At 41.2% G+C, this 24,418-nt stretch carries 21 protein-coding genes and 1 pseudogene; 7 read left to right on the top strand and 15 right to left on the bottom strand.

Going from position 1 to position 24,418, the window contains the following annotated elements; translation table 11 throughout:
- The first annotated feature begins 75 nt into the window (after positions 1-75).
- Positions 76-204, top strand: coding sequence for a hypothetical protein (locus tag HNQ84_RS03060; RefSeq protein ID WP_006323191.1), 129 nt, complete (start codon positions 76-78; stop codon positions 202-204).
- Positions 205-213: 9 nt separating this feature from the next.
- Here HNQ84_RS03060 and HNQ84_RS03065 read toward each other — a convergent pair whose 3' ends face one another.
- The 4 genes from HNQ84_RS03065 to HNQ84_RS03080 are packed head-to-tail and all read right to left on the bottom strand — an operon-like array spanning position 214 to position 3,635.
- Positions 214-1,083, bottom strand: a complete 870-nt coding sequence (locus tag HNQ84_RS03065; RefSeq protein WP_435621125.1) for a metal ABC transporter permease — start codon at positions 1,081-1,083, stop codon at positions 214-216.
- Positions 1,080-1,979 carry a metal ABC transporter permease gene (locus HNQ84_RS03070; protein ID WP_055441221.1) on the bottom strand — a complete coding sequence of 300 codons (900 nt, stop codon included), beginning with the start codon at positions 1,977-1,979 and terminating at the stop codon, positions 1,080-1,082. Before HNQ84_RS03070 ends, HNQ84_RS03065 begins: the two co-directional genes overlap by 4 nt.
- Before the next feature lie 7 nt (positions 1,980-1,986).
- Entirely contained in the window at positions 1,987-2,727 is a 741-nt protein-coding gene (locus HNQ84_RS03075; RefSeq protein ID WP_435621126.1) for a metal ABC transporter ATP-binding protein, read from the bottom strand.
- Positions 2,728-2,729: 2 nt separating this feature from the next.
- Entirely contained in the window at positions 2,730-3,635 is a 906-nt protein-coding gene (locus tag HNQ84_RS03080) for a metal ABC transporter solute-binding protein, Zn/Mn family (protein ID WP_055441219.1), read from the bottom strand.
- A gap of 302 nt (positions 3,636-3,937) precedes the next feature.
- Here HNQ84_RS03080 and HNQ84_RS03085 point away from each other — a divergent pair, with 302 nt between their 5' ends.
- Positions 3,938-5,248, top strand: a complete 1,311-nt coding sequence (locus HNQ84_RS03085) for an APC family permease (RefSeq protein WP_435621127.1) — start codon at positions 3,938-3,940, stop codon at positions 5,246-5,248.
- A gap of 16 nt (positions 5,249-5,264) precedes the next feature.
- Here the strand turns inward: HNQ84_RS03085 and HNQ84_RS03090 are convergent, their stop codons facing one another.
- The gene (locus HNQ84_RS03090) at positions 5,265-6,233 is read right to left on the bottom strand and encodes a YbgA family protein (RefSeq protein WP_435621128.1); all 969 of its coding nucleotides are present in this window, start codon (positions 6,231-6,233) and stop codon (positions 5,265-5,267) included.
- Positions 6,234-6,593: 360 nt separating this feature from the next.
- Between HNQ84_RS03090 and HNQ84_RS03095 the strand changes: the two genes are divergently transcribed.
- Positions 6,594-7,958, top strand: coding sequence for a YjiH family protein (locus HNQ84_RS03095; RefSeq protein WP_435621129.1), 1,365 nt, complete (start codon positions 6,594-6,596; stop codon positions 7,956-7,958).
- A 96-nt stretch (positions 7,959-8,054) separates the two neighbouring features.
- Positions 8,055-8,651 (top strand): nucleotidyl cyclase domain-containing protein, encoded by a 597-nt coding sequence (locus tag HNQ84_RS03100; protein ID WP_055441215.1) that lies wholly within the window; start codon positions 8,055-8,057, stop codon positions 8,649-8,651.
- A gap of 1 nt (position 8,652) precedes the next feature.
- Here HNQ84_RS03100 and HNQ84_RS03105 read toward each other — a convergent pair whose 3' ends face one another.
- A complete protein-coding gene (locus HNQ84_RS03105) occupies positions 8,653-10,155 on the bottom strand; it encodes an NAD(P)H-hydrate dehydratase (RefSeq protein WP_435621130.1) in 1,503 nt (500 codons plus the stop codon).
- 188 nt (positions 10,156-10,343) lie between these two features.
- Here HNQ84_RS03105 and HNQ84_RS03110 point away from each other — a divergent pair.
- Positions 10,344-10,706 (top strand): annotated as a pseudogene (locus HNQ84_RS03110) (hypothetical protein).
- 45 nt (positions 10,707-10,751) lie between these two features.
- On the opposite strand, the gene trpB reads toward HNQ84_RS03110, so the two are convergent.
- On the bottom strand, positions 10,752-11,915 hold the full coding sequence (gene trpB, locus HNQ84_RS03115; RefSeq protein WP_435621131.1) for a tryptophan synthase subunit beta: 1,164 nt from the start codon (positions 11,913-11,915) through the stop codon (positions 10,752-10,754).
- A 79-nt stretch (positions 11,916-11,994) separates the two neighbouring features.
- Positions 11,995-12,921 carry an alpha/beta hydrolase gene (locus HNQ84_RS03120; RefSeq protein ID WP_435621132.1) on the bottom strand — a complete coding sequence of 309 codons (927 nt, stop codon included), beginning with the start codon at positions 12,919-12,921 and terminating at the stop codon, positions 11,995-11,997.
- A 122-nt stretch (positions 12,922-13,043) separates the two neighbouring features.
- Between HNQ84_RS03120 and trhA the strand changes: the two genes are divergently transcribed.
- On the top strand, positions 13,044-13,679 hold the full coding sequence (trhA, locus tag HNQ84_RS03125) for a PAQR family membrane homeostasis protein TrhA (RefSeq protein ID WP_435621133.1): 636 nt from the start codon (positions 13,044-13,046) through the stop codon (positions 13,677-13,679).
- Positions 13,680-13,710: 31 nt separating this feature from the next.
- Here the strand turns inward: trhA and HNQ84_RS03130 are convergent, their stop codons facing one another.
- The 5 genes from HNQ84_RS03130 to HNQ84_RS03150 form a co-directional block, all read right to left on the bottom strand.
- Entirely contained in the window at positions 13,711-15,381 is a 1,671-nt protein-coding gene (locus HNQ84_RS03130) for an acyl-CoA dehydrogenase family protein (protein WP_435621134.1), read from the bottom strand.
- The gene (locus tag HNQ84_RS03135; protein ID WP_435621135.1) at positions 15,359-16,888 is read right to left on the bottom strand and encodes a class I adenylate-forming enzyme family protein; all 1,530 of its coding nucleotides are present in this window, start codon (positions 16,886-16,888) and stop codon (positions 15,359-15,361) included. The genes HNQ84_RS03130 and HNQ84_RS03135 overlap by 23 nt, the downstream gene beginning before the upstream one ends.
- Positions 16,885-17,271, bottom strand: coding sequence for a MerR family transcriptional regulator (locus HNQ84_RS03140; RefSeq protein ID WP_435621136.1), 387 nt, complete (start codon positions 17,269-17,271; stop codon positions 16,885-16,887). Before HNQ84_RS03140 ends, HNQ84_RS03135 begins: the two co-directional genes overlap by 4 nt.
- 117 nt (positions 17,272-17,388) lie before the next feature.
- On the bottom strand, positions 17,389-19,365 hold the full coding sequence (locus tag HNQ84_RS03145; protein WP_435621137.1) for an acetoacetate--CoA ligase: 1,977 nt from the start codon (positions 19,363-19,365) through the stop codon (positions 17,389-17,391).
- Positions 19,366-19,479: 114 nt separating this feature from the next.
- Positions 19,480-21,402 carry a flagellar assembly protein A gene (locus HNQ84_RS03150; protein ID WP_435621138.1) on the bottom strand — a complete coding sequence of 641 codons (1,923 nt, stop codon included), beginning with the start codon at positions 21,400-21,402 and terminating at the stop codon, positions 19,480-19,482.
- A gap of 118 nt (positions 21,403-21,520) precedes the next feature.
- On the opposite strand from HNQ84_RS03150, the gene HNQ84_RS03155 reads away from it, so the two are divergent.
- Positions 21,521-21,991 carry a PCYCGC motif-containing (lipo)protein gene (locus HNQ84_RS03155; protein ID WP_435621139.1) on the top strand — a complete coding sequence of 157 codons (471 nt, stop codon included), beginning with the start codon at positions 21,521-21,523 and terminating at the stop codon, positions 21,989-21,991.
- Between the two features lie 25 nt (positions 21,992-22,016).
- Here HNQ84_RS03155 and HNQ84_RS03160 read toward each other — a convergent pair whose 3' ends face one another.
- Positions 22,017-23,246, bottom strand: coding sequence for an ABC transporter permease (locus tag HNQ84_RS03160; RefSeq protein ID WP_435621140.1), 1,230 nt, complete (start codon positions 23,244-23,246; stop codon positions 22,017-22,019).
- Complete coding sequence (locus HNQ84_RS03165; protein ID WP_435621141.1) at positions 23,236-24,138, bottom strand: ABC transporter ATP-binding protein; 903 nt, start codon at positions 24,136-24,138, stop codon at positions 23,236-23,238. Before HNQ84_RS03165 ends, HNQ84_RS03160 begins: the two co-directional genes overlap by 11 nt.
- Positions 24,139-24,418 lie beyond the last annotated feature (280 nt).

The raw sequence follows: 24,418 nt of genomic DNA on the forward strand, positions 1-24,418 counted from the left end.
AAAAATTTCGCTAATAAAAAAGATTGACAAAATGACAGAAAAATAAGAAAATAAATTCAAAAGGAAGTGAGCACTATGAAAATAGTGAAAAATGTTATCGTTTCATACGCGACGGTCGTGACCATTATAGCGTTACTTCCTGCTTTTTTAGTTACAAATGATGTAAGTATTATCGATTCATTTCTTTCAGCAATAAAAGACTAAATCTCCTGCCTAGGCAGGAGATTTTTTTAGCCATTTCCGCAACAACCCATGTTTTGGTGCAATCCATAAAGAAACAAAAAAGATAACACCTGTCGCCACTGCAATCGCTCCAGAAACGGAGACATTAAACGCTGTTGCCCCCATGTAACCGATCATTGATGCCAACACACCAATCATTGCACTACATATCAGCATTACGTTTAGCCGATCTGTCCATAAGTATGCCGTTGCACTTGGTACAATAAGCATGGCTACAACTAAAATTGCTCCAACACTATCAAATGAAGCAACGGTCGTCAGCGACAACATCCCCATTAATACGTAATGAATAAACACGACTGGAATCCCAAGCGTTACAGCCATTTCGCTATCAAATGAGCTAATTTTTAACTCTTTATAAGCAAAAACAATGACAAATATATTGATTGCTAAAACAAATCCAAGCAACCAAACGGCTTTCGGACCGATGCTTTTTCCGCCAACTTCAAGGACATCCCACGGCACAAATGCAATCTCCCCCATTAAAGCGTGTTCAACGTCTAAATGGACGCGATCCGCAAATAAGGAAATAAGAACAACCCCAATAGCAAACAAACATGTAAACACAACACCGATAGCAGCATCGCTTTGTACCCCTTTTTGATGCAACAATTGAACGAGAAATGTCGTTAGCAATCCAACAAGCAAGGCACCGATGAGCATAGACACCCCTTGCAGCTGATGGCTCACCATATATGCGCCTACAATCCCTAGCAACACACTATGGCTGATCGCATCAGACAGCATCGACATTTTTCGTAAGACGAGAAATGTACCAACTAATCCACAATTAATTCCGACAAGAGCTGCGGTGAATAAAATCCAAATCGTATAGCTCATGCTTGTTCCCCTCGCTTATATACGAGTTGTTTAGATCGCAACGTTCGTCTTTGAATATAACGACGAATCATTTTGCTGCATAAGCCGCGTTTCGGGGCGAATAAAAACGAGAAAAGAAATAGCATGGTCGCGAAAATAATAACAAGTGGACCGGTTGGCACATAAGCAACTAGACTCGTATATGCCCCAGCAACTCCTGACAAAGCACCAAATACTCCAGCTAACAATGTCATCCACTCGAGCTTTTCTGTCCAATATCTTGCAGCTAACGCTGGCGTAATAAATAGTGCAGACATTAACACAACCCCAACCGCTTGTAAACCAATTACAACAACCGAAACGATTAAAAACATAAGCACACCGTTCAACAGTGACACGGGCACACCGATCCCTTGCGCAAACGTCCGATCAAATGTAATAATTTTAAACTCTTTAAAAAAAATGAGGATCGTGATAATCATAGTTATAGCCGTTACCGTTAACACATTCACATCGCTTCCAGTCAACGACGCCGCTTTTCCAAACAAAAAGTCGTTAATTCCACTTTGATTTCCACCTTCATGTTGATTAATCCACGTTAATAACACAATACCTAAACCAAAAAATACAGATAATACAATGCCGATGGCGGCATCTTCTTTAATGCGCGTATGTTTTACGATAAATTGAATACATACTGTAGCGATATACCCTGAGCAAGCAGCACCTATTAGAAAGACGAGAAGCGATTTTTGTCCGTAGAGAAGAAAAGCGATACAAATACCTGGAAGTGCAGCATGTGCCATCGCATCTCCTATTAAACTTTGTTTCTTCAGCAATGCAAACGTACCAATCATTCCGCTCGCCAATCCGAGCAAAGCCATGCTTGTAAATACCCATTGAACATTGATGTCCATACGCGATTCACCCCACGATATGTGCCGCAGAGAGGAAAGTGACCTTTCCACCATACGTTTTTTGAATATGATCGTACGTAAATACACTTTCCGTCTCGCCAAATGCAATGACGCGTTTATTTAACAATAAAACGTAATCAAAGTAATCTCGCACCGTTTGCAAATCATGATGAACGACTAATACTGTTTTTCCACGCATTTTTAATTCATTTAACAGTTGGACAATCGCTTTTTCTGTTGCGGCATCGACTCCAACAAACGGTTCATCCATAAAATAAACGGATGCATCTTGTGCAAGCGCACGCGCCAAAAATACACGCTGTTGCTGTCCGCCAGATAGTTGGCTAATTTGTCTTTTCGCATATGGTAACATGCCGACTTTGTCTAAACATTGCATAGCGATATCTACATCTTCTTTTCGTGGTCGTTTCCACAATCCAATATGACCGTATCTCCCCATTAATACAACATCAAGGGCATTCGTCGGAAAGTCCCAATCGACAGAATTTCGTTGTGGAACATATCCGACAAGATGACGTTGCTTTTCATACGGCTTACCATATACGAAAACATTTCCATGCATACGCGGAATAAAATTTAACATCGCTTTCATTAACGTTGATTTTCCTGCGCCGTTTGGACCGATAATTCCGACTAACTTCCCTTCTGGAACAGAAAATGATACGTCTTCTAATACAAGTTTTCGATCATATGCAACGGTTACCTGTTCAACAACTAGCGGATTCATCGTCATTCCCCCTTCAATGCTTGTGCAATCGTTTTGACGTTATAACGATACATGCCAATAAACGTTCCTTCTTCTGTTCCTTCTCGCCCAAGGGCATCTGAAAATAGTTCTCCACCGATCGAAACGTGATGACCACGCTGTTTTGCTCCCTCGACAACCGCTTCAATTGCCTTTTTCGATACACTACTTTCCACAAATACAGCTTGAACATTTCGATCAACAATCATATCGATGAGTTCTTGAATGTCTTTTAATCCATATTCTGCATCTGTACTTAATCCTTGCAAACCAACCACTTCGATATCATATGCACGGCCGAAGTAATGAAAAGCATCATGAGCTGTAATTAAAACGCGCTGTTTTCTCGGAATGGTGTTCATCTCTTTTTTCGCTTCTTCTTTTAATTGCATCAGTTGAGATTCATATGCTGCCGCTCGTTCTTCGTATATTTGTTTATGTTTCGGATCCATTGCACTTAATTCGTCTCCTACCATCTGTACAGCGTAACTCCATAAATCAAGGTCAAACCATATGTGTGGATCATATACTCCATCTATTTCAATTAACTTCTCTTTCGGAATCTCTTCACTTACCGCGACGACTTTTTTCGTTTTTGACATTTTCGTAAATATTTCTCCCAGTTTTCCTTCTAAATGAAGTCCATTGTAAAAAATGATGTCTGCTTGACTTAATTTTTGAATATCTCCTTGCGTTGCTTTATACAAATGAGGATCTACCCCTGGCCCCATTAGCGCTGCCACGTGAACATATTCTCCCCCGACATGTTTAACAAGATCAGCTATTTGCCCTGTCGTTGCAACGACATAGATGACATCTTTTTTATTCTCTTTTGTTTCGCATCCAAATAACAATAACAAAGCGGTCCATATGACCATCCACTTTTTCATATGCGTCCTCCTCCAAATTTGCATCAGGATATAAAAGTTTCCTCAATGCAAAAAATTAGCGAAAAAAATTTGTTTACTCGCTCATCATATGCATGAGCATAAAACGACGTGATGTGTGGGATAAGCAAAAAATGATGATTCGAGTTAAAAAAGTTTCTTTAAACCAAATTTAGTTTTATCTTATTCTTTTCTTTTCACGATGTCAATATTTTAATTTTCAAAAAAAGAAGTTTTTCTTCATCTCATGCTATAATAGCGATTGTTCGATATAAAAAAACATTTGTCCTTTAGGAGTGAACAGAATGACAAACACACAATTGAAACGAAGCATTGGATTCATTACCGCAACAGCGATCGTCATTGGCACTGTCATCGGTTCTGGGATTTTTATGAAACCTGCGATTGTTATCGGAGCAACGGGCAACTCAACACTTGCTCTTCTCGCTTGGGTCATTGGAGGGATTATTACCTTAGCAAGCGGATTAACGATTGCAGAAGTAAGTGCAAAAATTCCTGAAACAGGCGGGTTGTATGTATATATCGAAAAAGTGTACGGACGGTTTTGGGGCTTTTTATGTGGATGGGTGCAAACGATCATTTACGGTCCTGCCGTCATCGGTGCATTAGGGTTGTATTTTGGTGCGTTATTTGCAGGAATTTTTGCACTGCCAAAGGAAAGTGAACTTTGGATCGGAATCATCGCTGTTTTATTTTTATCTGTCATTAATATGCTCGGCTCACAATTTGGTGGAATCGTCCAAAGCGTGTTAACTGTGGCAAAGCTATTACCTATTTTTCTTATTATTATCTTCGGAGTCGTAAAAGGAAACGTGCCGATCTTCGGTATGGATAGTGGCAGTAGCCAAGCGATCAGCATGGGGGCAGCAGTTTTAGCAACATTGTGGGCGTATGACGGATGGATGAACGTTGGATTTGTTGCTGGTGAAATGAAAAATCCGGCAAAAACGTTACCGAAAGCTATTATCACCGGTATTCTTATTGTCATGTTGGCCTATGTGACTGTGAATGTTGCATTGCTTCATGTCCTTCGTGCCGATGAAATTGTTGCGCTCGGTCCAAACGCAGCAAGCGAAGCAGCAACCATTTTATTTGGGGCATTCGGCGGAAAATTAATTGCTATCGGTATCTTAATTTCTATTTTCGGCTGCTTAAATGGAAAAGTTCTTACATTTCCTCGCATGCCATTGGCGATGGCAACAGATAGGTTATTTCCGTTTTCCCGTTATTTTTCTCGTATTCATCCAAAGTGGCGCACGCCTGTATTTGCAACGTTAATGCAAATTACTATTGCGATTGTCATGATGTTACTTGGTAATGCCGATCGCTTAACGGACATTGCTATTTTTAGTGTCTTTTTATTTTACGGCTTTGCTTTTTATGCAGTATTTTTATTACGAAAATCATCACCATCTAACGAACAATTATATCGAGTGCCACTTTATCCATTTACTCCAATCGTTGCTCTTGCCGGCACAGCATATATTATTATGAGTACGGTACTCCATGCACCGCTAGATGCGTTTTTATCGATTGTTGTTACAATATCCGGTATCCCGATATATTATATCATTACAAAAAAGCGACAAGGATAACCCTTCGTCGCTTTTTTCAATAATCTCTTCCTTTTCCTGAGTCCGTCACATCAAGTAATGGCTCCGGATAAGGTTGAAAATATCGTTGTTTCAATAAATATTCGTTTTGATAGCGAATCGCCCATGAGCGAATAACTGTTGTTACACTACTTAACGGCAGCTTGCCTACTCGATATTTTTCTAACAACTCATGAACATACTGTTTTTCCTCACTGCTTAATTCATGTTTAAAATAACCGACCATATGTTGACAAACATTAATGTTCGAATTTCGGCGTGAGCGCCGCGCAAACAACTCATATAATGTTTGTTCATATTGCAAAAATACCTCTTCTATCGGTAAACGTGCTTGGTTAGCAACAATATTTCCTAATTGTTTCAATTTTTGTTGATGATACGCCATGAACAAATATTTATGCTCAGCGTGAAATTCAACGAGACGATGGTGTGATTTTGTCTGTTTCACCTCTCGAAACAAAGCAAGTGTAAATAACTTCGTCAAAAAATGCTCTCGAATAACGAAATTCGTTAATCGTCCCTCTTCTTCCACAGCTTTATAGCCAAACATTCGTAATACATGTTCAGCAAACATACCGCTCCCTTTTCCTGCGGCAGGTCCTTTTTGCTTGCTACTGTATATCTTGACGTCTTTTATCCCGCATGACGGTGACCGACTTTTTAAAATAAAGCCATCTACATCTAACAATTGGTTTAAAAACAAAAAAGAAAACTCATTCATTTGCTCGGTAATATCCATTCCAGTTGACGGCTGAACGAGCCGAACATTTTCTCCATCTTTAACGAGTCGGATTGTCTCCCGTGGCGTACCAAGTCCGATTCGCACCTCTGGACATACAGGAACAAATTGAACAAATGGCCATAGTTTGTGGACGACTTCATCATTCAGTTGATCACCATTATATCGACAAGGAGAAAAACCAAGACATTCACTTACAACGACAATTGGTTTCGCATAATGCCACATCACCCGTCTCTCCTTTACTTATTTTTGCTTATCATATCGCATAAGAAAAAAAAATACACGTATCAATGTGCAAAGAAAAACGAAAAATTTCGAATTTGAACGTTTATACAAAAAAATGATTGATTATATATCAATTTTGTTTTATTATGCTTTATGTTGCTTATTCTACAATAAAATGATCGTTATTGATGCATATTTTTGTATTTATATAAAGATCTAGTTTTATATTTATGCACATATGAATATTTGTTTAGATTTCTGAATCATTTTGTTATATTGACTATTTTTATTTTTATATTACGATAGTAGTAATGTTATGTATCCGTTTTCAAAACATAAAATGGAAGGTGGTTTCAGAAGATGAATGTTGCACAGAAACATACTCAACGACGTCACTTATCTGACGTACTTAAGTTTCTCGTCCCATCGCTTATTGGTGTATTTCTATTTATGGTCCCTGTTCCTTATGAAGGTGAAATGACGATCCCTGTAGCCATTTTAGCAAAATGGGTAGAAGGAAACTTTAGCTCGGCCATTCCAACGATTTCTGTTTTATTTATGTTTATCGCTACCATGGGCACAATCATTGCCAAAATCGCTTATCCTTCTTTCATAATGAACAGCCCATTTCTTCGTCGTTTATTTGATGTCAATGGTCTATTTGTTGCCGCTCGCATAGTTGGAACGATTTTAGGAGCGATGACGTTATGGAAAATCGGTCCAGAATGGGTATGGTCAGAAAATACAGGTGCGTTGCTATTGTATAGCTTAATTCCTATTTTGTTTTCTGTCTTTTTGTTTGCTGGCTTGTTTTTGCCTTTACTTTTAGATTTCGGCTTACTCGAATTATGCGGTGCACTTTTGACGAAAATTATGCGCCCGGTATTTAAACTGCCTGGCCGCTCGTCCATTGACTGTATTGCTTCTTGGTTAGGGGATGGAACAATCGGCGTATTGTTAACGAATAAGCAGTATGAAGATGGCTTTTACACAAAGCGGGAAGCGGCAGTAATCGGAACAACCTTTTCTGTTGTATCAATTACATTTAGTATCGTTGTTATCACGTATATGAAACTTGAACATATGTTTGGTGCGTACTATTTTACGATTGTTGTTGCTGGTCTTGTAGCAGCGATCATTATGCCACGCATCCCTCCATTATCAAAAAAGCCAGACACATATTACCATGAACATCACGTACCAGTTGATGAAACAATACCAGCTGGGTACACATCTTTTCAATGGGGATTAAAACAAGCGGTGGAAGTCGCACAACGCAATAGCAATATGGGAAAGCTATTGAAAAACGGTGTACAAACGGTTATCGATATGTGGTTAGGTGTATTACCTGTCGTTATGGCCATTGGAACGGTCGCATTAATCATTGCTGAAACAACACCGGTGTTTGAATGGCTTGGTAAACCGTTTGTACCAATCTTGTCTCTCCTACAAGTGCCAGAAGCATCAGCGGCTGCACAAACGATGGTCGTCGGCTTCGCAGATATGTTTTTACCAGCTATTATCGGTAGCGGCATTGAAAGCGAATTTACTCGCTTCGTTATCGCTTGTGTTTCTGTCACACAACTGATTTATATGTCTGAAGTAGGTGGATTACTTCTTGCATCAAAACTACCTATTACATTTAAGGATCTCGTCGTCATTTTTCTTCTCCGCACACTCATTACGTTGCCAATTATCGTTTTTATTGCGCATCTCATTTTTTAACGCAAAAGGGCGGTCATCTCGCCCTTTTTTATTTTTCCTCCATTTGTCCAACCCAATAGCACGATTGTTTCATAATATGGAGAGAGGTGACAATATATGTTTAAAAAACATATAGGAAAAACAATCGGTTTATTCATTAGTCAACTTGTATTATTTTCAGAAGCGATCGCTATGAGTGATACGATTGATGTAACACAATTACGTGGAACGGAATTATATGTTGTCGTCGGTTTTTATGTGTTCCAAACCATTGTAGGTATTTATTTTGGTAATCGTTATGATCGAAAAACTTGCGTCAAAGATTTAATATATCAGTTAAAAAGCAAAGATTTTGCTACAAGTACATTTGAAAAAATCGCTGCGCTCGTTGATCGCGATCCAGATAGTCGCTTAACGATTTACTTACTTCAAACAAAAACAGATAGTCATCCTCAACAACAAACCGCATTTGAACAGCTATTAGTTGAAGAAACTCGAAAAAGCGATATCGTAGCTAAATGGTCAAACGATCAATACTTAATTATCGCTGTCGAAAACGGTGCGAAACCATCTACAATGATTGAGCGGATTAAAAAAAATAGTCCCATATCTTTTCTCGCTGGCTATGCCACATATCCAGTCGAAGGAGAACAATTGCAACAGCTTTTACAAGTGGCAAAAGAGCGCATGTATGCTACACGTACGACAAAATAAACTATTTAACACATAAAATATGTGGTAGTATATCAATTACATCTGTTGCCAACACACTCATCGGCGCATATCCACTTTGTACAATGATATCCGCTGCTTTCCCATGACTCCATACAGCGTTGCTGATGGCCGCTTGCACACAGTCATGTTGCATCAGTAGCGCAACAATCATCCCTGTTAACACATCACCGCTCCCACCTTTCGCAAGCGCTGGGTTGCCGGTCGTGTTGACATATTGTTTGCCATCTGGAGTGGTCACAATCGTATACGGTCCTTTTAATACAACATACACGCCGTATTCCGTCGCCAATTGCTCACTAATTTGAAAACGATGTTTCTCTATGTCTCCAACTGATCGTTGAAGCATGCGCGCTATTTCTCCAGAATGTGGCGTAACAATCGTTGGCTTCGTTCGCTTTTTTAATAGCGAAGCATACTCGTTCCAGAAAAAAAGCGCATCAGCATCAAGCACAACCGGTACATCTTGCGTGAGTGCTTTTTGTACCATTTTTTTCGTTCCTTCCGTTCGCCCCATCCCTGGTCCGATGGCAATCGCGTCGATATCCAATGAGGTGAAATCCATCGCACCTGAAAAATAGCCGTTTTCCGATGGACAAGGAAGGATCATCGCTTCATGTATTCGGTTTGCCACCACCGAATAAATATCGTCTGGGATCGCGATTGTCAGTAATCCTGCTCCGCTGCGAACAGCAGCTTTCGCTGTTAGCGTAATCGCCCCCGGCATAGAGCGTGAGCCACCGATGACAAGCGCTTTTCCGTGCGTTCCTTTATGAGAAGAGCGTTTTCTTGCAGGAAGCGTCCGCTTCACGTCTTCTTTTGTCCATAATTGACGAAATGAAGCTGTTTCTTGTGCACGGGGCGGAATACCAATATCAACAACGATTAATTCACCGTAGTAATCGGCAGCTGGAAACAGATAGGCACTTAATTTTGGGCATTGAATCGTTATTGTCACATTCGCTTGAACAGCGATATCGACTTCCCCTTTATTCGCAGAAACACCGCTTGGAAGATCAATCGAATATACCGTCAATGAATGGATATGATTCATCTCGTGTATAATCTCTTGATAAGGAGATTTCACGTCTCCTCTGACACCGATGCCAAGCAATGCATCAACAACAACATCGTAGCAATCTAATTTTAATGTATGTTCAACATAATTTTTCACTTCATATCCAGCGTATTTGTAAACATGTAACGCTCGTTTTGCCGCACCTTTTAATTTTTCACTTGATGGGACGATCCATAAATCAACGTTATATCCTTCACTTTTTAACAATCGGGCAACGACAATGCCATCACCACCGTTGTTACCACTCCCTGCTAATATCGCAATTCGAGCAGTTGGATCAAGACGTTGTCGCAATACTTTGGTGACAGCTTGTCCAGCATTTTCCATTAATATATCTTCACCTATACCTACTTGCTCAATCGTATAGCGATCTATCTCATACATTTCGGAAGCTGTTACAACTCGCATCGCTATCCTCCTTTTCTTCTTATTATACAAAAAAATTCATTCGACACATGCACTCGTATGATGAAAATGTTTTGTCGACTTTGTCGAATCGTTGACGTTAAAGGTTAAAGGCATTTCCACGCGGTCCTCTTTGTCACTTTTCTTTTGGACATGTCATACATTTTCATATAAAAGAGCTGTGAACAAGCATGCCAGAACAGCTTCTCCTCCAACTCGTTAACCTCGTTCAAAACGTATCCGAAAACGTGCAATGGATCAAGCAAGAGTTTCAAACAATGAAGCAAGAAATTAGTGAATTAAAAACAAAAGTGAATAAGCAAAATGAAGATATTCCTTGATTGAAAGAACAAATGAAAGAAAATACCGCAATGATCAAAGCTGTTCGGAACAATCAGCTACAACAACGGCGTATTCACGATGCAGTGCGACACGAAATTGCTCACATCCGCGGAGAAACGGCCACAAAACGAGATATCACCTACATTCATGAACGACTTGACTACCAGCTCGGCCACATCGCACGCACAGAGGAAGAACTGCATATGTTATAACGATAAAAGCGTCGTTTCACGTTGTGGGAACGACGCTTTTTATGACTAACCTTTTAACATATGAAATACTTGCTCGACATCTTTATCTCCGCGACCTGATAAGTTTACGATAATGATTTGATCGCGATCGAGCGTCGGAGCTAGTTTCATGGCGTACGCAACTGCGTGAGCACTTTCTAGCGCAGGAATGATCCCTTCCGTTTTTGAAAGTGTTTGAAATGCTTCTAATACTTCATCGTTTGTGACTGTATAATATTCTGCCCGACCAGACGTTTTTAAAAAGCTATGTTCCGGTCCAATTCCTGGATAATCAAGCCCCGCAGCAATTGAATATGTTGGTTGTGGAGTTCCTTCTTCATCAAGCAAAACGAGGCATTTAAAGCCGTGAATAATCGCAGGGACACCTTTTGTCAACGTCGCTGCTTGCTCTGGTTCGACTCCGATCAAACGTACACTCGGTTCATCGATATAATGTGCAAAAGCACCAATCGCATTACTGCCACCACCCGCACAAGCGATCACGACATCAGGCAAACGTCCTTCTTTCTCGATCATTTGTCGCTTACTTTCTTCACTAATGACAGATTGGAAATGTTTCACGATCGTCGGGTACGGATGTGGTCCAACGGCTGAACCAAGCAAATAAAATGTATGTTCATAATTTTGGACATAGTCGTTTAACGCCTCATCGACTGCATCTTTCAATCTCCCTTGCCCTTTTGCTACTGGAACAACTTTCGCCCCTAACAACTCCATTCGAAAAACGTTCAGCGCTTGCCTTCTCGTATCTTCTTCCCCCATATAAATGACACAATCCATTCCAAACATCGCACAAGCTGTCGCTGTCGCTACACCATGCTGTCCGGCGCCTGTTTCAGCAATGATGCGTTTCGCTCCCATGCGTTTCGCTAATAAAATTTGCCCGATGACGTTGTTAATTTTATGAGAACCGGTATGGTTTAAATCTTCTCGTTTTAAATAAATTTTCGCTCCGCCAAGTTTTTCAGTTAACCTTGAGGCAAAGGTGAGCGGATTTTCTCGTCCGACGTACTCTTTTAAATAAAACGCAAATTCCTCATGGAATGTAGGATCATCCTTGTATCTTAAAAACTGTGCCTCTAAATAGTCTAACGCTTCCTGCAGCGCCGGCGGTACGAAACTTCCGCCAAACTCTCCAAAATACCCTCTTCTCTGCTCAACTACACTCATCTTCTTTCCCCTCTCTATTTTTCAAATTTACTACAAGCATACTCATCTTTTTGTTGAAAGTCAATGAATATTCAGAATTTTATTTTCGTACCTTTTCTAAAAATGCTAACATTTTATGAATATATTCCTCTTTATACATGTCAAAACTTTTCACATGTTTCGCTTTTTCGGTGAGCCAAAGTTCAAATACGTCCGGATGTTTGTTGTACATGTTTACACTTTCTTTGTATGGAATGGACGGATCGGCTTTACTATGAATAAATAAAATCGGGCGTGGAGCAATTGCATCGACCGCTTTGATCGGCACCGACTCCGCTGGGTCTAAATCGGTAATCATCGGAATAAGGGTAATGATTAAATACGTAAACGGCACGTTCGGCAAGTTTGTCCATACAGGCATATATGTCCGCAAATATCCTTCTAAATCGCTAAACGGACTGTCCGCAATAACCGCCTTCACATCTTTATCCATTCCCGCGGCTAAAATCGACGTTGCTGCTCCCATGGACACTCCATACAGAACAATCGGTTCGGAATAGTGTTGTTTTGCATAATCAATGACGCCAAGCAAATCATACTTTTCTTTTGCACCAATCGTTGTCATGTCTCCTTCCGATTCGCCGCTGGCGCGAAAATCAAACATAATGACGCGATATCCTTCGTCTGTTAGTGCTTTAGCAATTGGCAAAAACGGCACGTTCGGCTCGTAGCGATTGCCGCCATAACCGTGCGAAAAAATAACGGTCATTTTCGCTTGTTTCGTCGGTTCTATGATCCAGCCTTTTAGCTTTAGTCCCCCATCTTTACTTGTAAATGTCACATTTTGATAAGCCATTCCGTAATCTTTTGGTGTCTCAACGACCGCTTTTCGCTCTTTATGCGTCAAATTCCAGCCGACGTAAATCGAAATGGCAACACACGCAATCGCCGCAAGTAACAACACACCAATAAACGACGGTACAAGCCACTTTTTTGTCTTACGTTGCCTTTCTACCTGTATTTGCATCGTCCTCACCTCTCTTTTTTCCCATTATATCGCGAGCAAAAACAATAATGAATAAAAATGTACGATATGTATGTATATGTGGTAGAATAAACAAAATGTCTTTCACGAAAGGAATGAAACCATTGGCTTTTACACATACATTTACAAAAGAAGAAGAAATCGTTCATGCGATTACGCATGGCGTTGGTGCGGTGTTTAGCATCGCAGCGCTTGTTATTTTGACGGTCACGGCTGCGATGTACGGAAATGCATGGCACGTCGTTAGTTTTACTTTGTTTGGGGGCACAATGCTTATTTTGTATTTGTCATCGACGATCGTACACGCATTGCCGAAAGGGAGCTGGAAACGGTTGTTTGAAATTTTCGACCACTCCGCGATTTACTTTTTTATCGCTGGCACATATACGCCGTTTTTATTTTTAGCGGTGAAGGGCGCAATCGGTTGGACGCTATTTGGCATCGTCTGGGGGCTTGCACTCCTCGGTACCGTATTTAAATGCTTTTTCGTCAATCGCTTTTTATATACATCGACGATCATTTATGTGGTGATGGGCTGGTTGATTGTGTTTGCATGGAAACCGCTCGTTTCTAGTCTTTCGTTAGAAGGAGTTGTCTACTTAGTCATTGGCGGTATTTTATACACGATCGGCGCGGTTTTTTACGTTTGGCGCGGGTTTAAATTTCACCATGCCGTCTGGCATTTGTTTGTGTTAGGTGGGTCTGTTGCTCATTTTTTTGCGGTGTTTGTTTTAATATAAGGCAAGGAACCGACGTGGTCCCTTGCCCTTTTTATACTTCTACCTTTTTCGTTTCGTTCATGATGGCTTCAAAATAGCGAACCGATATCATCTCGTCATCGAATAAATCGCATCCCCAAATATGCTGTAAGAAAAGGCGGGCGATGATTTGTTTTCGTTCGCTTTCTCCCGCTTCTTTTAACGCGATGACGCTCAAATACAAGTCGCAAAGGCGATTGGCAATTTTTTTGGCGTGATACGTTTGCACGTCTTCTCGTTGTCCGTTCAGTTTTTGAAGCGACTGCACCAATTCACGGAGTCCGTTTTCGACTGACCCCGCAAATGCGCGTATTTCGCCAGGGAGTGCAGCGAGTTGCTCGCTTATTGTTTGAATAAACGTTTCATGGACGCGATATTTACGAATGAGGCGTAGCACTTCGAGCCCTAAAATATTTGCTGTTCCTTCCCACACCGTCAATACTTGGGCATCGCGAAGCAGGCGCGGGGTGACAAAGTCTTCAATGTAGCCGTTTCCGCCGTGCATTTCAATCGCTTCATGAGCAAACGCAATCGCTTCTTCCGCTGTGCGCATTTTTAAAAGCGCAATTAACAAGCGGTTCCATGCTTTCTCTTGTTCAGATGCTTGCTCTGGCGTGCGCATCACACGGTCGAAAAAGGAAATTAATTCAAAACAAGCGCTCGTTTGTACTTCTTGGCGCGCCGTTAAGTTGGCTAGCGTTTCTTTCACCATCGGATATGATATAAGCGTATGCCCAAACGCTTGACGATTGATTGCGTATTGCTTCGCCTCTTCTAGCGCTCGTTTCATAATGCCAATCGAGGCGACAGCGTTGCAGACGCGCGATAAATTAAGCGCTTCCATCATATAATAAAACCCTTTTTTTGCATCGCCAATTAAATAAGCTTTTGCCCCTTCAAATACGACTTCCGCCGACGGCACAGCACGAACACCAAGTTTATCTTTTAAACGCCGAATGTGAATGCCGTTTAACGCGCCATCGTCGTTGCGCCACGGTACTAAAAATAAACTCAGCCCTTTCGTCCCCGGCTCGCTTCCGTCGATGCGGGCAAGCACTAACGCAACTCCGCACATACCGGCGTTGCTCGCAAAATATTTTTCTCCGTAAATTTCATAATGATCCCCGCATAAAACAGCGCGCACTTCATTGGCGCCTACATCCGAACCGCCTTGCCTCTCCGTCAAAAACGTCGCGCCTTCATACAGCTCGACTTCGCCAGTAGAAATGACGTGCGGCAAATATTTCGCTTTGATTCGTTCCTCGGCAAAATGCTCTAATACGTACGCCGTTGCCATTGTGAGCGTCACCGGGCAATAAAACCCCGGCTCGACTTGTGATAACAAATAGCCCTGCGCATATGAATAAATGTAGTTGCCAACACGACCAAGCGCAGGAATCGGTTTATGGACATAGCCGACAATGCCTGTTTCATACGTTTCTTTTACTGTTTGTTTGTATCCTTCATTCACCCATATTTCAGAAATATCGTTACCAAAACGGTCATATTTGATGAGCCGCGGCTGTCCTTCGCGGTCCGTATGTACCGCGCGCCGGTCGATATCGGTCATGCAGCGTTGCCAAAACTTCTCTAACCCTTCCTCCGCATACGCAAAAAATTCTTCGTCTAAATATTTTTTTAAGTTGGCAAGTAAGTTCGGATCAACTTCTCGTAGCTGTTTCATTATGCATCCCCCTCAACACTTGTTTCAATATTTTTCCTGTCGCATTGCGCGGAAGTTCAGGAATGACTTCGTATAGCTTTGGAATTTTATAGTCTGCAATTTTACCAACAAGAAAACGTTTACATTCTTCAGCAAGCTGCTCGATCGGCTCTTTTGTGACGACAAACGCTTTGACCGTTTCGCCCCATTCCGAATGGGGCACACCAACCACTGCCACATCAACAATCGCTGGGTGCAGCTTTAGCGCATCTTCCACTTCTTTCGGGTAAACGTTCACCCCGCCAGAAATGATCATATCTTTTTTCCGATCAACAATCCAAATGTACCCGTCTTCGTCACGGCGCGCTAAATCGCCTGTATATAGCCAACCGTTTTTCACCGTTTCCGCTGTTTTTTCTTCGTCTTTATAATAGCCTTTCATAATGCCTTCTCCAGCTAAGATGACTTCACCGATTTCGCCAGGCGGAACTTCTTGTCCTTGTTCGTTGACAATTTTCACTTCACAATGAAGGGCGGCATCTTTGCCTATGCTCCCTGCCTTTGTCGCATGTTCTTCCGGCGATAAATATGTTCCGTTCGGTCCGGCTTCCGTTAGTCCGTACAAACACATGAGTCGATTCGTGCGAAACTGTTTAGCGACAAATTGCACTTCATTTGCTGATAATGGTGCCCCGCCATACGTCCAATATTGGACAGACGATAAATCGTATTCGTGAAGTCGTGGATGTTTTGAGGTGAGTAAATAGGCGACTGGTGCTCCGAAAAAGTGGGTAATTTTATGTTTCGTGACTAGCTGTAACAATGCTTCTGGGGAAAACGTTGGTGATAACACATGGGTGGCCCCGACGTACATACCGCCGACAAAAAATAAATGAAGCGGCGCGGAATGGCTAAGTGGCATCATATGCAACAGTCGGCTATGCTTATCCATTTTCGTTTCTAGCGCCATCATTGTTGCGACAGCGAAAATATTGCGCGCTGTAAACAATACTCCTTTTGGTTTACCGGTCGTTCCGGATGTGTATAAAATCGTCGTTTCGTCATCTTCATTCAACGGACAAACAATCGGGGAAGCATCGCCGTTTGCAATGAGTTGCGTGAGCGAACGCCAAGCGTCTGCCGCTTCCCCTGTTTTCACCCAAATGACGTCAACCGTACGAACAAGCGAGGCAAGTTCCTGATAAATCCAATCGTGTGCGATCACTGCTTTTGCTTCGCTATGTTCGACAATGTATTGTACTTCTTGCGCTGTTAACCGCGCATTGACTGGTACGATGATCGCGCCAAGGCGCAAGACGGCAAAATACGCATATACAAATTCTTTCGTATTTGGCATATATAATACGACTTTATCGCCTCGTTTGATGCCAAGTGAAGCAAGCGAAGAAGCGAGCCGATTGACTGTATCGTCTACTTCTTGATAAGAAAGCGACACGTCACCATCAATTAGTGCTACTTTGTTCGGAAACTTTCGCGCATTACGCGCTAACAACTCAGAAATGTTCATTCGGTTCCCTCCAATTTTTGTAATCGTTCACGAAAATCTGCCAAAATTGACTCCATTTCTTGTTTTAACTGCATTAAGTCCTCAATCCGCTCCGTCACCTCCTTTAACTTTTGCTCACCGTATGCAATTGTTTTTTCCAGTTGTTTTCGACCGGTGCGATCATTGTCAAACAAACTAATCATTTCATGGATTTCTTCTAACGAAAAACCGAACCGTTTGCCGCGTAAAATGAGCTTTAGCACCGCTCGGTCTTTTTTCGTATACGATCGCTGGCCCGACTCGGTGCGAATGGGTGAAATGAGCCCACGTTCCTCATAATATCGAATCGTTCGCGTGCTAATATCAAACTGCTCGGCCAGTTGGGAGATCGTATAATAGTTCATCTTCGTCACCTTTATTTTTAAATTTTCTGAATTTTATTTTAGTTTACGTTTACGTAAAAGTCAATAAGAAAAGAAGCGTACGCCTTTAAAGCTGTTGCCAAACGGCAACAGCCTTGCTTATACGTTCGAATGTTCCCATTGTTTTGCAAGTTCGATAAAGAAAGAAAGCGATTCAGGATTTGCCATTGAGCCAACGTTCACCGCTTTTTCGAGCGGGAAGCCTAGTAAAAGTTTGCGAATAGGAATTTCCATTTTCTTTCCGTTTAACGTTTTTGGGATTTGATCGACTTGGTAAATCGCATCCGGAATAAAGCGCGGCGATACATGCGCTTTAATGGCTTCTTTCACTCGTTGTTTTAATGTATCATCTAGCTCCACCCCTGGTTGAAGGACGACAAACAACGGCATAAACGATTTCCGCCCCATCACTTCTAAATCAATAACTAAGCTGTCGAGAATGCCATCGACCGTTTCAACAGCGCGGTAAATTTCGCTCGTGCCCATGCGCACACCCGCACGGTTAATCGTTGAATCGGAGCGACCGTAAATGACGCAGCTTCCTTCGTCGTCAATTTTAATCCAATCCCCATGTTTCCATACGCCTGGGTACGTATCAAAATAGCTGTCAACATAACGGCGATCGTTTTCATCGTTCCAGAAAAAGAGTGGCATGGACGGCATCGGTGCCGTGATAACTAATTCCCCGACTTCATTGATCAGCGAACGTCCATGTTCATCAAACGCTTGCACGTTTGCCCCAAGCGAACGGCATTGTAGCATGCCTGCACGAACCGGCAAAATTGGCGACCCACCGACAAACGCGGTGCATATATCTGTTCCACCACTACATGAGACAAGCCAAACATCTTTCACATGCTCATACACCCAAAGAAACCCTTCGGTCGTCAGCGGCGATCCTGTCGACAAAACCGCTTGTAAATGTGAAAAATCGTAGATTTCTTTCGGTTGAATGCCTTGTTTCATGCAAACGTTAATAAACGCTGCGCTTGTGCCAAAATGCGTAATTTTTGCCTTTTCGGCAAGCTCCCATAAAACGTTTGCATCAGGAAACGTTGGGCTCCCGTCATATAACACAACCGTTGCCCCGACTAATAGCCCGCCAATTAAAAAGTTCCACATCATCCAACCGGTCGTTGTAAACCAAAAAAATGTGCTATCCCGTCCAATATGATATTCAATCGATAAAATTTTTAAATGTTCTAGTAAAATGCCCCCATGCCCTTGCACGATTGGCTTTGGTAGTCCGGTCGTCCCGGAAGAATATAAAATCCAAAGCGGGTGAGCAAACGGTACCTGCTCATACACAAGCTCGCCTTCTTCTTGCAATATGTCCATCCATAATAAAACAGAATCGTTCCATGCGCTTATATCGTCACGCAAATACGGAACAACGATCGTCTTTTTTAACGATGGGAGTTTTTCTTGCAACTCTTTCACAACAGGCACTTTATCAAACGTTTTCCCGTTATATTGGCAACCGTCCACCGCAAATAAAACGGTCGGCTCAATTTGTTGGAAGCGATCAATGACGCTATTGGCACCAAAATCTGGTGAACAACTTGACCAAATGGCGCCAATGCTCGCGCACGCCAAAAATGCGACGACGGTTTCTGGAATATTCGGCATATAAGCAACGACGCGGTCTCCTTGTTTGACGCCAAGTTTTTTCAGTGCCGAAGCGACCGATGCTGTTTGTTGTTTTAGTTCTTCCCACGTCACTTCACGAAGCGAAACGCGCTCGGAACGAAATAAAATTGCTGGTTTTTCCTGTATGTTGCGAAAAATATGTTCCGCATAATTTAACCGTGCCCCCGGAAACCAGTTTGCCCGCGGCATTTTTCGCTCTTCTAACACACACGTATACGATGCAGACGACTGAACGTCACAATACTCCCACACCGTTTCCCAAAATTGCTCAAGGTTCTCGACCGACCATTTCCATAGCGCCGCATGCGAATCAAATGAAAGTCCTTTTCTCTTCTGTAGCCAATCCATATACTTTTTCACGCTTGATTGTTCGATTTGCTCTTTCGTTGGAGCCCATAAAATATCTCCCTCTGCAATCGCTTTCATCTTCTGACCTCCTTTTGAAAAGAAAGAAAATTAAGAACATTTACATTATACACTATATGATCATCCAAAAAATATATAAAAAGACGCATCGGCTTTGTTGGCCATGCGTCTTTTTTATCCAAATACAATCTCTTGGCGTTCGTCGTCCCATTTCATTTCAACATATTTTTTTTCTTCATAAAACGTATACATTTTTTTACCAAATTGAACCACTGTTCCTTCCCACGCGTGTTCAATATAAATTATCTCCCCTTTTGGCACAGCTAACACCGTCTTAATGCCGAGGGAAGATCCGACCTCTTTAATTTTCATTCCTTTTTGCGCATACGCTTCACCACCACGTAATACTCCGTGAACAGTCAATGTTCCTCCGGCGTAAATATTACAATTATAACAACCTTTCCCTGTTATAATTACATCGCCACTTCCATGAATGACGCTATTTAAAGCATACGAAAGTTCAATCGCATCGTTTTCTTCGCGATCATATTGTCCGATAAATGTATTAAGTTCACGAAGCAAATTTGCCATGCCCTCTAAACAGTGAAATTGATTTGGACGATCTGCAAGCAAACAGCCGTCTAACTGCGAACCAATGTCGAACCACTGTTCACCAATTTGTTCACGCTTTTGTTCGCACATCGTTTTATACTGTTTCATCGCTTCCATCATCGTTTGAAACTTGCTTTCAAGTAATCTCTTTGTCAGCGGATAAATATCTTGTTCACGAATTTTAGACATGACCATCAATTGTTGAATGGCAACAATCATTCGTTCAAGCGATTGGCGAATTTGTTGTAATAAACCGATAAGTTGTGTAACGAGCATTTTATTTTCCCCTGATGTGACTGTACCGCTAATGACGTTTTGTTGAATAAAAATAGATTGTTGCGCACGAATTTTTGCACGATTGACATTTTGTAAAATCATAATGCTACCGAGCGCTTCAACGACCATCTCGTCTTGAACATTGCCCATAATTTCAACATCCCCTTTAAAACGAATGTTTCCTACCGATAAATCGACATCCCCTTGATGAACGAGCTTCGGAATAATAGAAACAACAACTGTTTTTCCTTTTTTCGCAATTTGTGGTCTTCCGCCTGTCGTTGCTAAAATGCGATTGTCATCCATCGTTACCCCTTTACCGAGTTTAATCATGATCGGATGCACTTCACGAACAGGAATCACTTCATTCGTCACTGTTAACCCCGGCTTTCCTGGCTGCGGAGGATGAACGAGCGCGATTAAATCTCCCTCACCGACCGTCGCAATCGTTTCCATTTCACGGTAATCAACGGTTCCGTCTTCACGGGCTTTCGGTATTCTTTTTCCCTCACCTACTTTCACTTCTACCCATCCGTCTTTTCCTTCCGTTGGCTCAATTCCTTTTGCGATCACAGCCGTTATTTTTTTCTCTGACTGCAATGCTTGACGAATTGCTTCTTCATTTATTCCATAAACAATTCCTAACTCTTGCAGTTTCGCCATCACTTGCTCATATGTCACATCATAAATGAGTTCATTTTCTATTTTTGCTTTTATATGCAATTTATTGGTTGGTAGGTGATCCTCCAATATATATCGACGTCGTATTCCGGGAGCAAACGTCAATATCGCCTCTAACTTTCTAGCATCTATGTCAATTTTCCAGACTGATTGCGCAATACTTTCTTCTTTTGGGTAAATGCGAACGTCGTCTCCTTCTTGTAACGTGATTGTCCCTTCGATGACTTCTCCATTATGTAAACAAATGACACCTTCACCAATCACAATCGTTGGGCTAACGTCCAAACATTCGTAATACAACAAGCCATCTTCGATCCATACTTTTCCTTCTTTCTGTTGAACAACTTGTTTTGTTTGTTGCTTCTTCGTTAGTCGGACAACGGCCGGTTGTGAAACGATACCGAACAACTTTTTACGCTCTTGTTGTATGATTTCAATGACTACTTCTTCGCGCGTTGCTTGAAGCTGTTTTAGACCATCTTCAATAGCCTCTTCTACCGTTTGTCCTTTTACTTCAATGTACTCCATCCTTTTCCCGCCTTTTTCCTTATCATTTACTATTGTTTTTATTATAATAGTAAAAGGATAAAAGAAATAGTGAAAAAAGTCGGAACCCTCTATCATTTTAGGAAAAAGGATGGTTGAGATGAAAAAACGATGGATATTTAGCACGATGCTCTCTGCCAGTTTATTGTTTAGTGGATGTGCGCAAAAAGAAAATGATCATGCTCAGGAACATCAAACAAGCGATATACGCGAAGAAACAGCTTCCATTCATCGTTTGCCGTCTTTTTTAGCCAAACATAACGAATCTATGGCCCACTTATACGAACAAGCCGCGTCACATCAAGAGTTGCTAGAAAACATTCCTTGTTATTGTGGATGTGGAGAGTCAGTCGGTCACGAAAACAATTATGATTGTTTTGTATATGAAAATAAAAACGATGGGGCAGTCGTTTGGGACGATCATGCGACAAAATGTGGAGTTTGTTTAGAAATTGCAGCTATTTCGATTGAGCAATATGAAAAAGGTATGCCTGTGAAAGATATTCGCCGACTTATCGATGAAACATATAAAGAAGGCTATGCCAAACCGACACCGACAAAACCGATGTAAAAAACCGAGCATTTCGCTCGGCTTTTTATTTTTTCGTTAATTGCCATGCCCGCTTGAGATCTTTCCATGAAGATGCTTGATTATACATAAGCACGCCACCACGATATATTTTTGACCCAAACACAAATAAAAAGGCAATTGTTCCGACGAGTAAAACAATGCTAAAAGCAATTTCCCAAGTCGGAACGTGTAACATTCCAATTCTTAAAAACATGATCATTGGAGCAAAAAACGGAACAAACGACATGGCTGTAATAAACGAAGATTCTGGTGCATTCAAACCAAACATCGCCATAATAAATGCTGCAACAACAAGCATCGTGACAGGTCCAGCCATTTGTTGTACTTCCTCTACTCGGCTAACGATCGAACCGAGCACTGCAAATAACATCGCATACAACAAATAACCGAGCAAGAAAAAGACAATGCCATATATCATCAAAGAAAGTGGTAGTTCGTTCATGCCTAGCAACTGACGTAACATATCACTATTTTTCATCGATGCATAACCAACTGAAAAAATAATGACAAACTGCGTTAAACTTAACAAAGCAATTCCTAAAATTTTTCCGAACAATTGTTGAATAGGTGAGATACTTGAAATTAAAATTTCCATAATGCGTGATGATTTTTCTGTTGCCACTTCCATCATAATCATACTTCCATACATTAAAACGAACATATACATCGCAAACAATAGCACATATACGATCGCTCTTGCCTGATTTAATTGTTCTTCTGTTTTTGCATGTTCCTCAAGCGCTACTTTCTCCATAGCGATTGGCGCATATAACGCATTAATTTGATCATACGTTAATCCAATTTGTTTTGCCATCATTGCGATTTTAACGTGTTGCAATGCTTGCTCAATCTCATGGGTGACATCGCTATCTGCAATATTTTTCGCATAATATGTCACTTTCGGTTTCCCGTGTTGTATATGAAGCACGATATACGCATACCACTGTTCTGTTTGGACAAGTTTTTTCGCCTGTTCTTCACTTTTATCATGACGAACAAGTTTTATTTGTTTATTCGATTGCAATTGCGCTTGCAATGATTCATACCATCCGTTCGTTTCGTCAATAACACCAATCGTCTTTTCACCACCATCACTAAATGCTTCTATAATGCGATCTAACTGACTAATACCAAATACAATAAAAGCGGTAATGATCGTTGAAATGAAAAAGGACTTTGATTTTAATTTCGTTACATACGTATGAAGAAAAACGATCCAAAATTTATTGTTCATACGTTGCACCTACTTTCTCAATGAAAATGTCATTCAGCGATGGTTCTTCTAATGAAAACGTACGAATAAACCCTTTTGCATAAATATGTGCAAGGATGCGTTGTGATACACTTTCATCTGCTACTTGTAAGCGAACTCCTTCAACCATCTTCTCGACTTTTAATACGCCGGGAATGTCTGTTAACGTTTCAAACGGAAGTTCCCCGTGAATAATAACATTTTTCTTGCCAAAAGATCGCTTGAGTTCTTTGATCGATCCATGAACAATTGGTTTCCCTTTATGCATAATACATATATGTTCACATAATTGCTCGACATGTTCCATCCGATGACTTGAAAAAACAATCGTCGTTCCTTTTCGTTGCAAATCAATGACTGCCTCTTTCAACATTTCGACATTTACCGGGTCTAATCCGCTAAACGGTTCGTCTAAAATAAGCAATTGCGGATGATGTAACACCGCGGCGATAAATTGAATTTTTTGTTGGTTTCCCTTTGATAATTGCTCTACTTTTTGATTTTCATATTGTGGTATTTTAAAACGCTCGAGCCAATAGCGCATTTCTTTTACAATCTCTTCTTTATGTAATCCTCGCAATCTCCCTAAATAAATGAGCTGTTCTTTTACTTTAAGTTTTGGATACAATCCTCTTTCTTCTGGTAAATACCCGATGAGATGACTATGCTTATATGTAATGCGTTCACCGTTCCACGTGATCTCACCTTTCGTCGGTTCAAGCAACCCTAAAATCATTCGAAACGTCGTCGTTTTTCCCGCTCCATTCGCCCCGAGAAATCCAAACATACCCTGTTCTGGAATACATAATGTCACATCATCTACTGCTGTAAACGAACCAAACTGTTTTGTTACATGTTGTAACACTAATCCCATGTTTTCCACTCCTTTCTCTTTTATTCCATTATAACGTATAAATACAGGTAAAAGTTTCATACATTTACTTTTTTATGTTCAAAAAATGATGAGAAACATATTTCTTTCTTGTCCATCATTCATTTATAATGGCAAGTAGAGGGGGGGTGAATCGAAGTGGAGAAAGAAACAATTGTAAAAGAAATTGTGAAAGCGCTCGAGCTATTCTCGGACAACATTCATCACGGAATGCAGGAAATGAGCAATCAACTCCGTACTGAAATGCAGGAAATGAGCAATC

It is taken from the genome of Anoxybacillus eryuanensis, assembly GCF_051200995.1.
GTDB classification, from domain to species: domain Bacteria; phylum Bacillota; class Bacilli; order Bacillales; family Anoxybacillaceae; genus Anoxybacillus; species Anoxybacillus tengchongensis.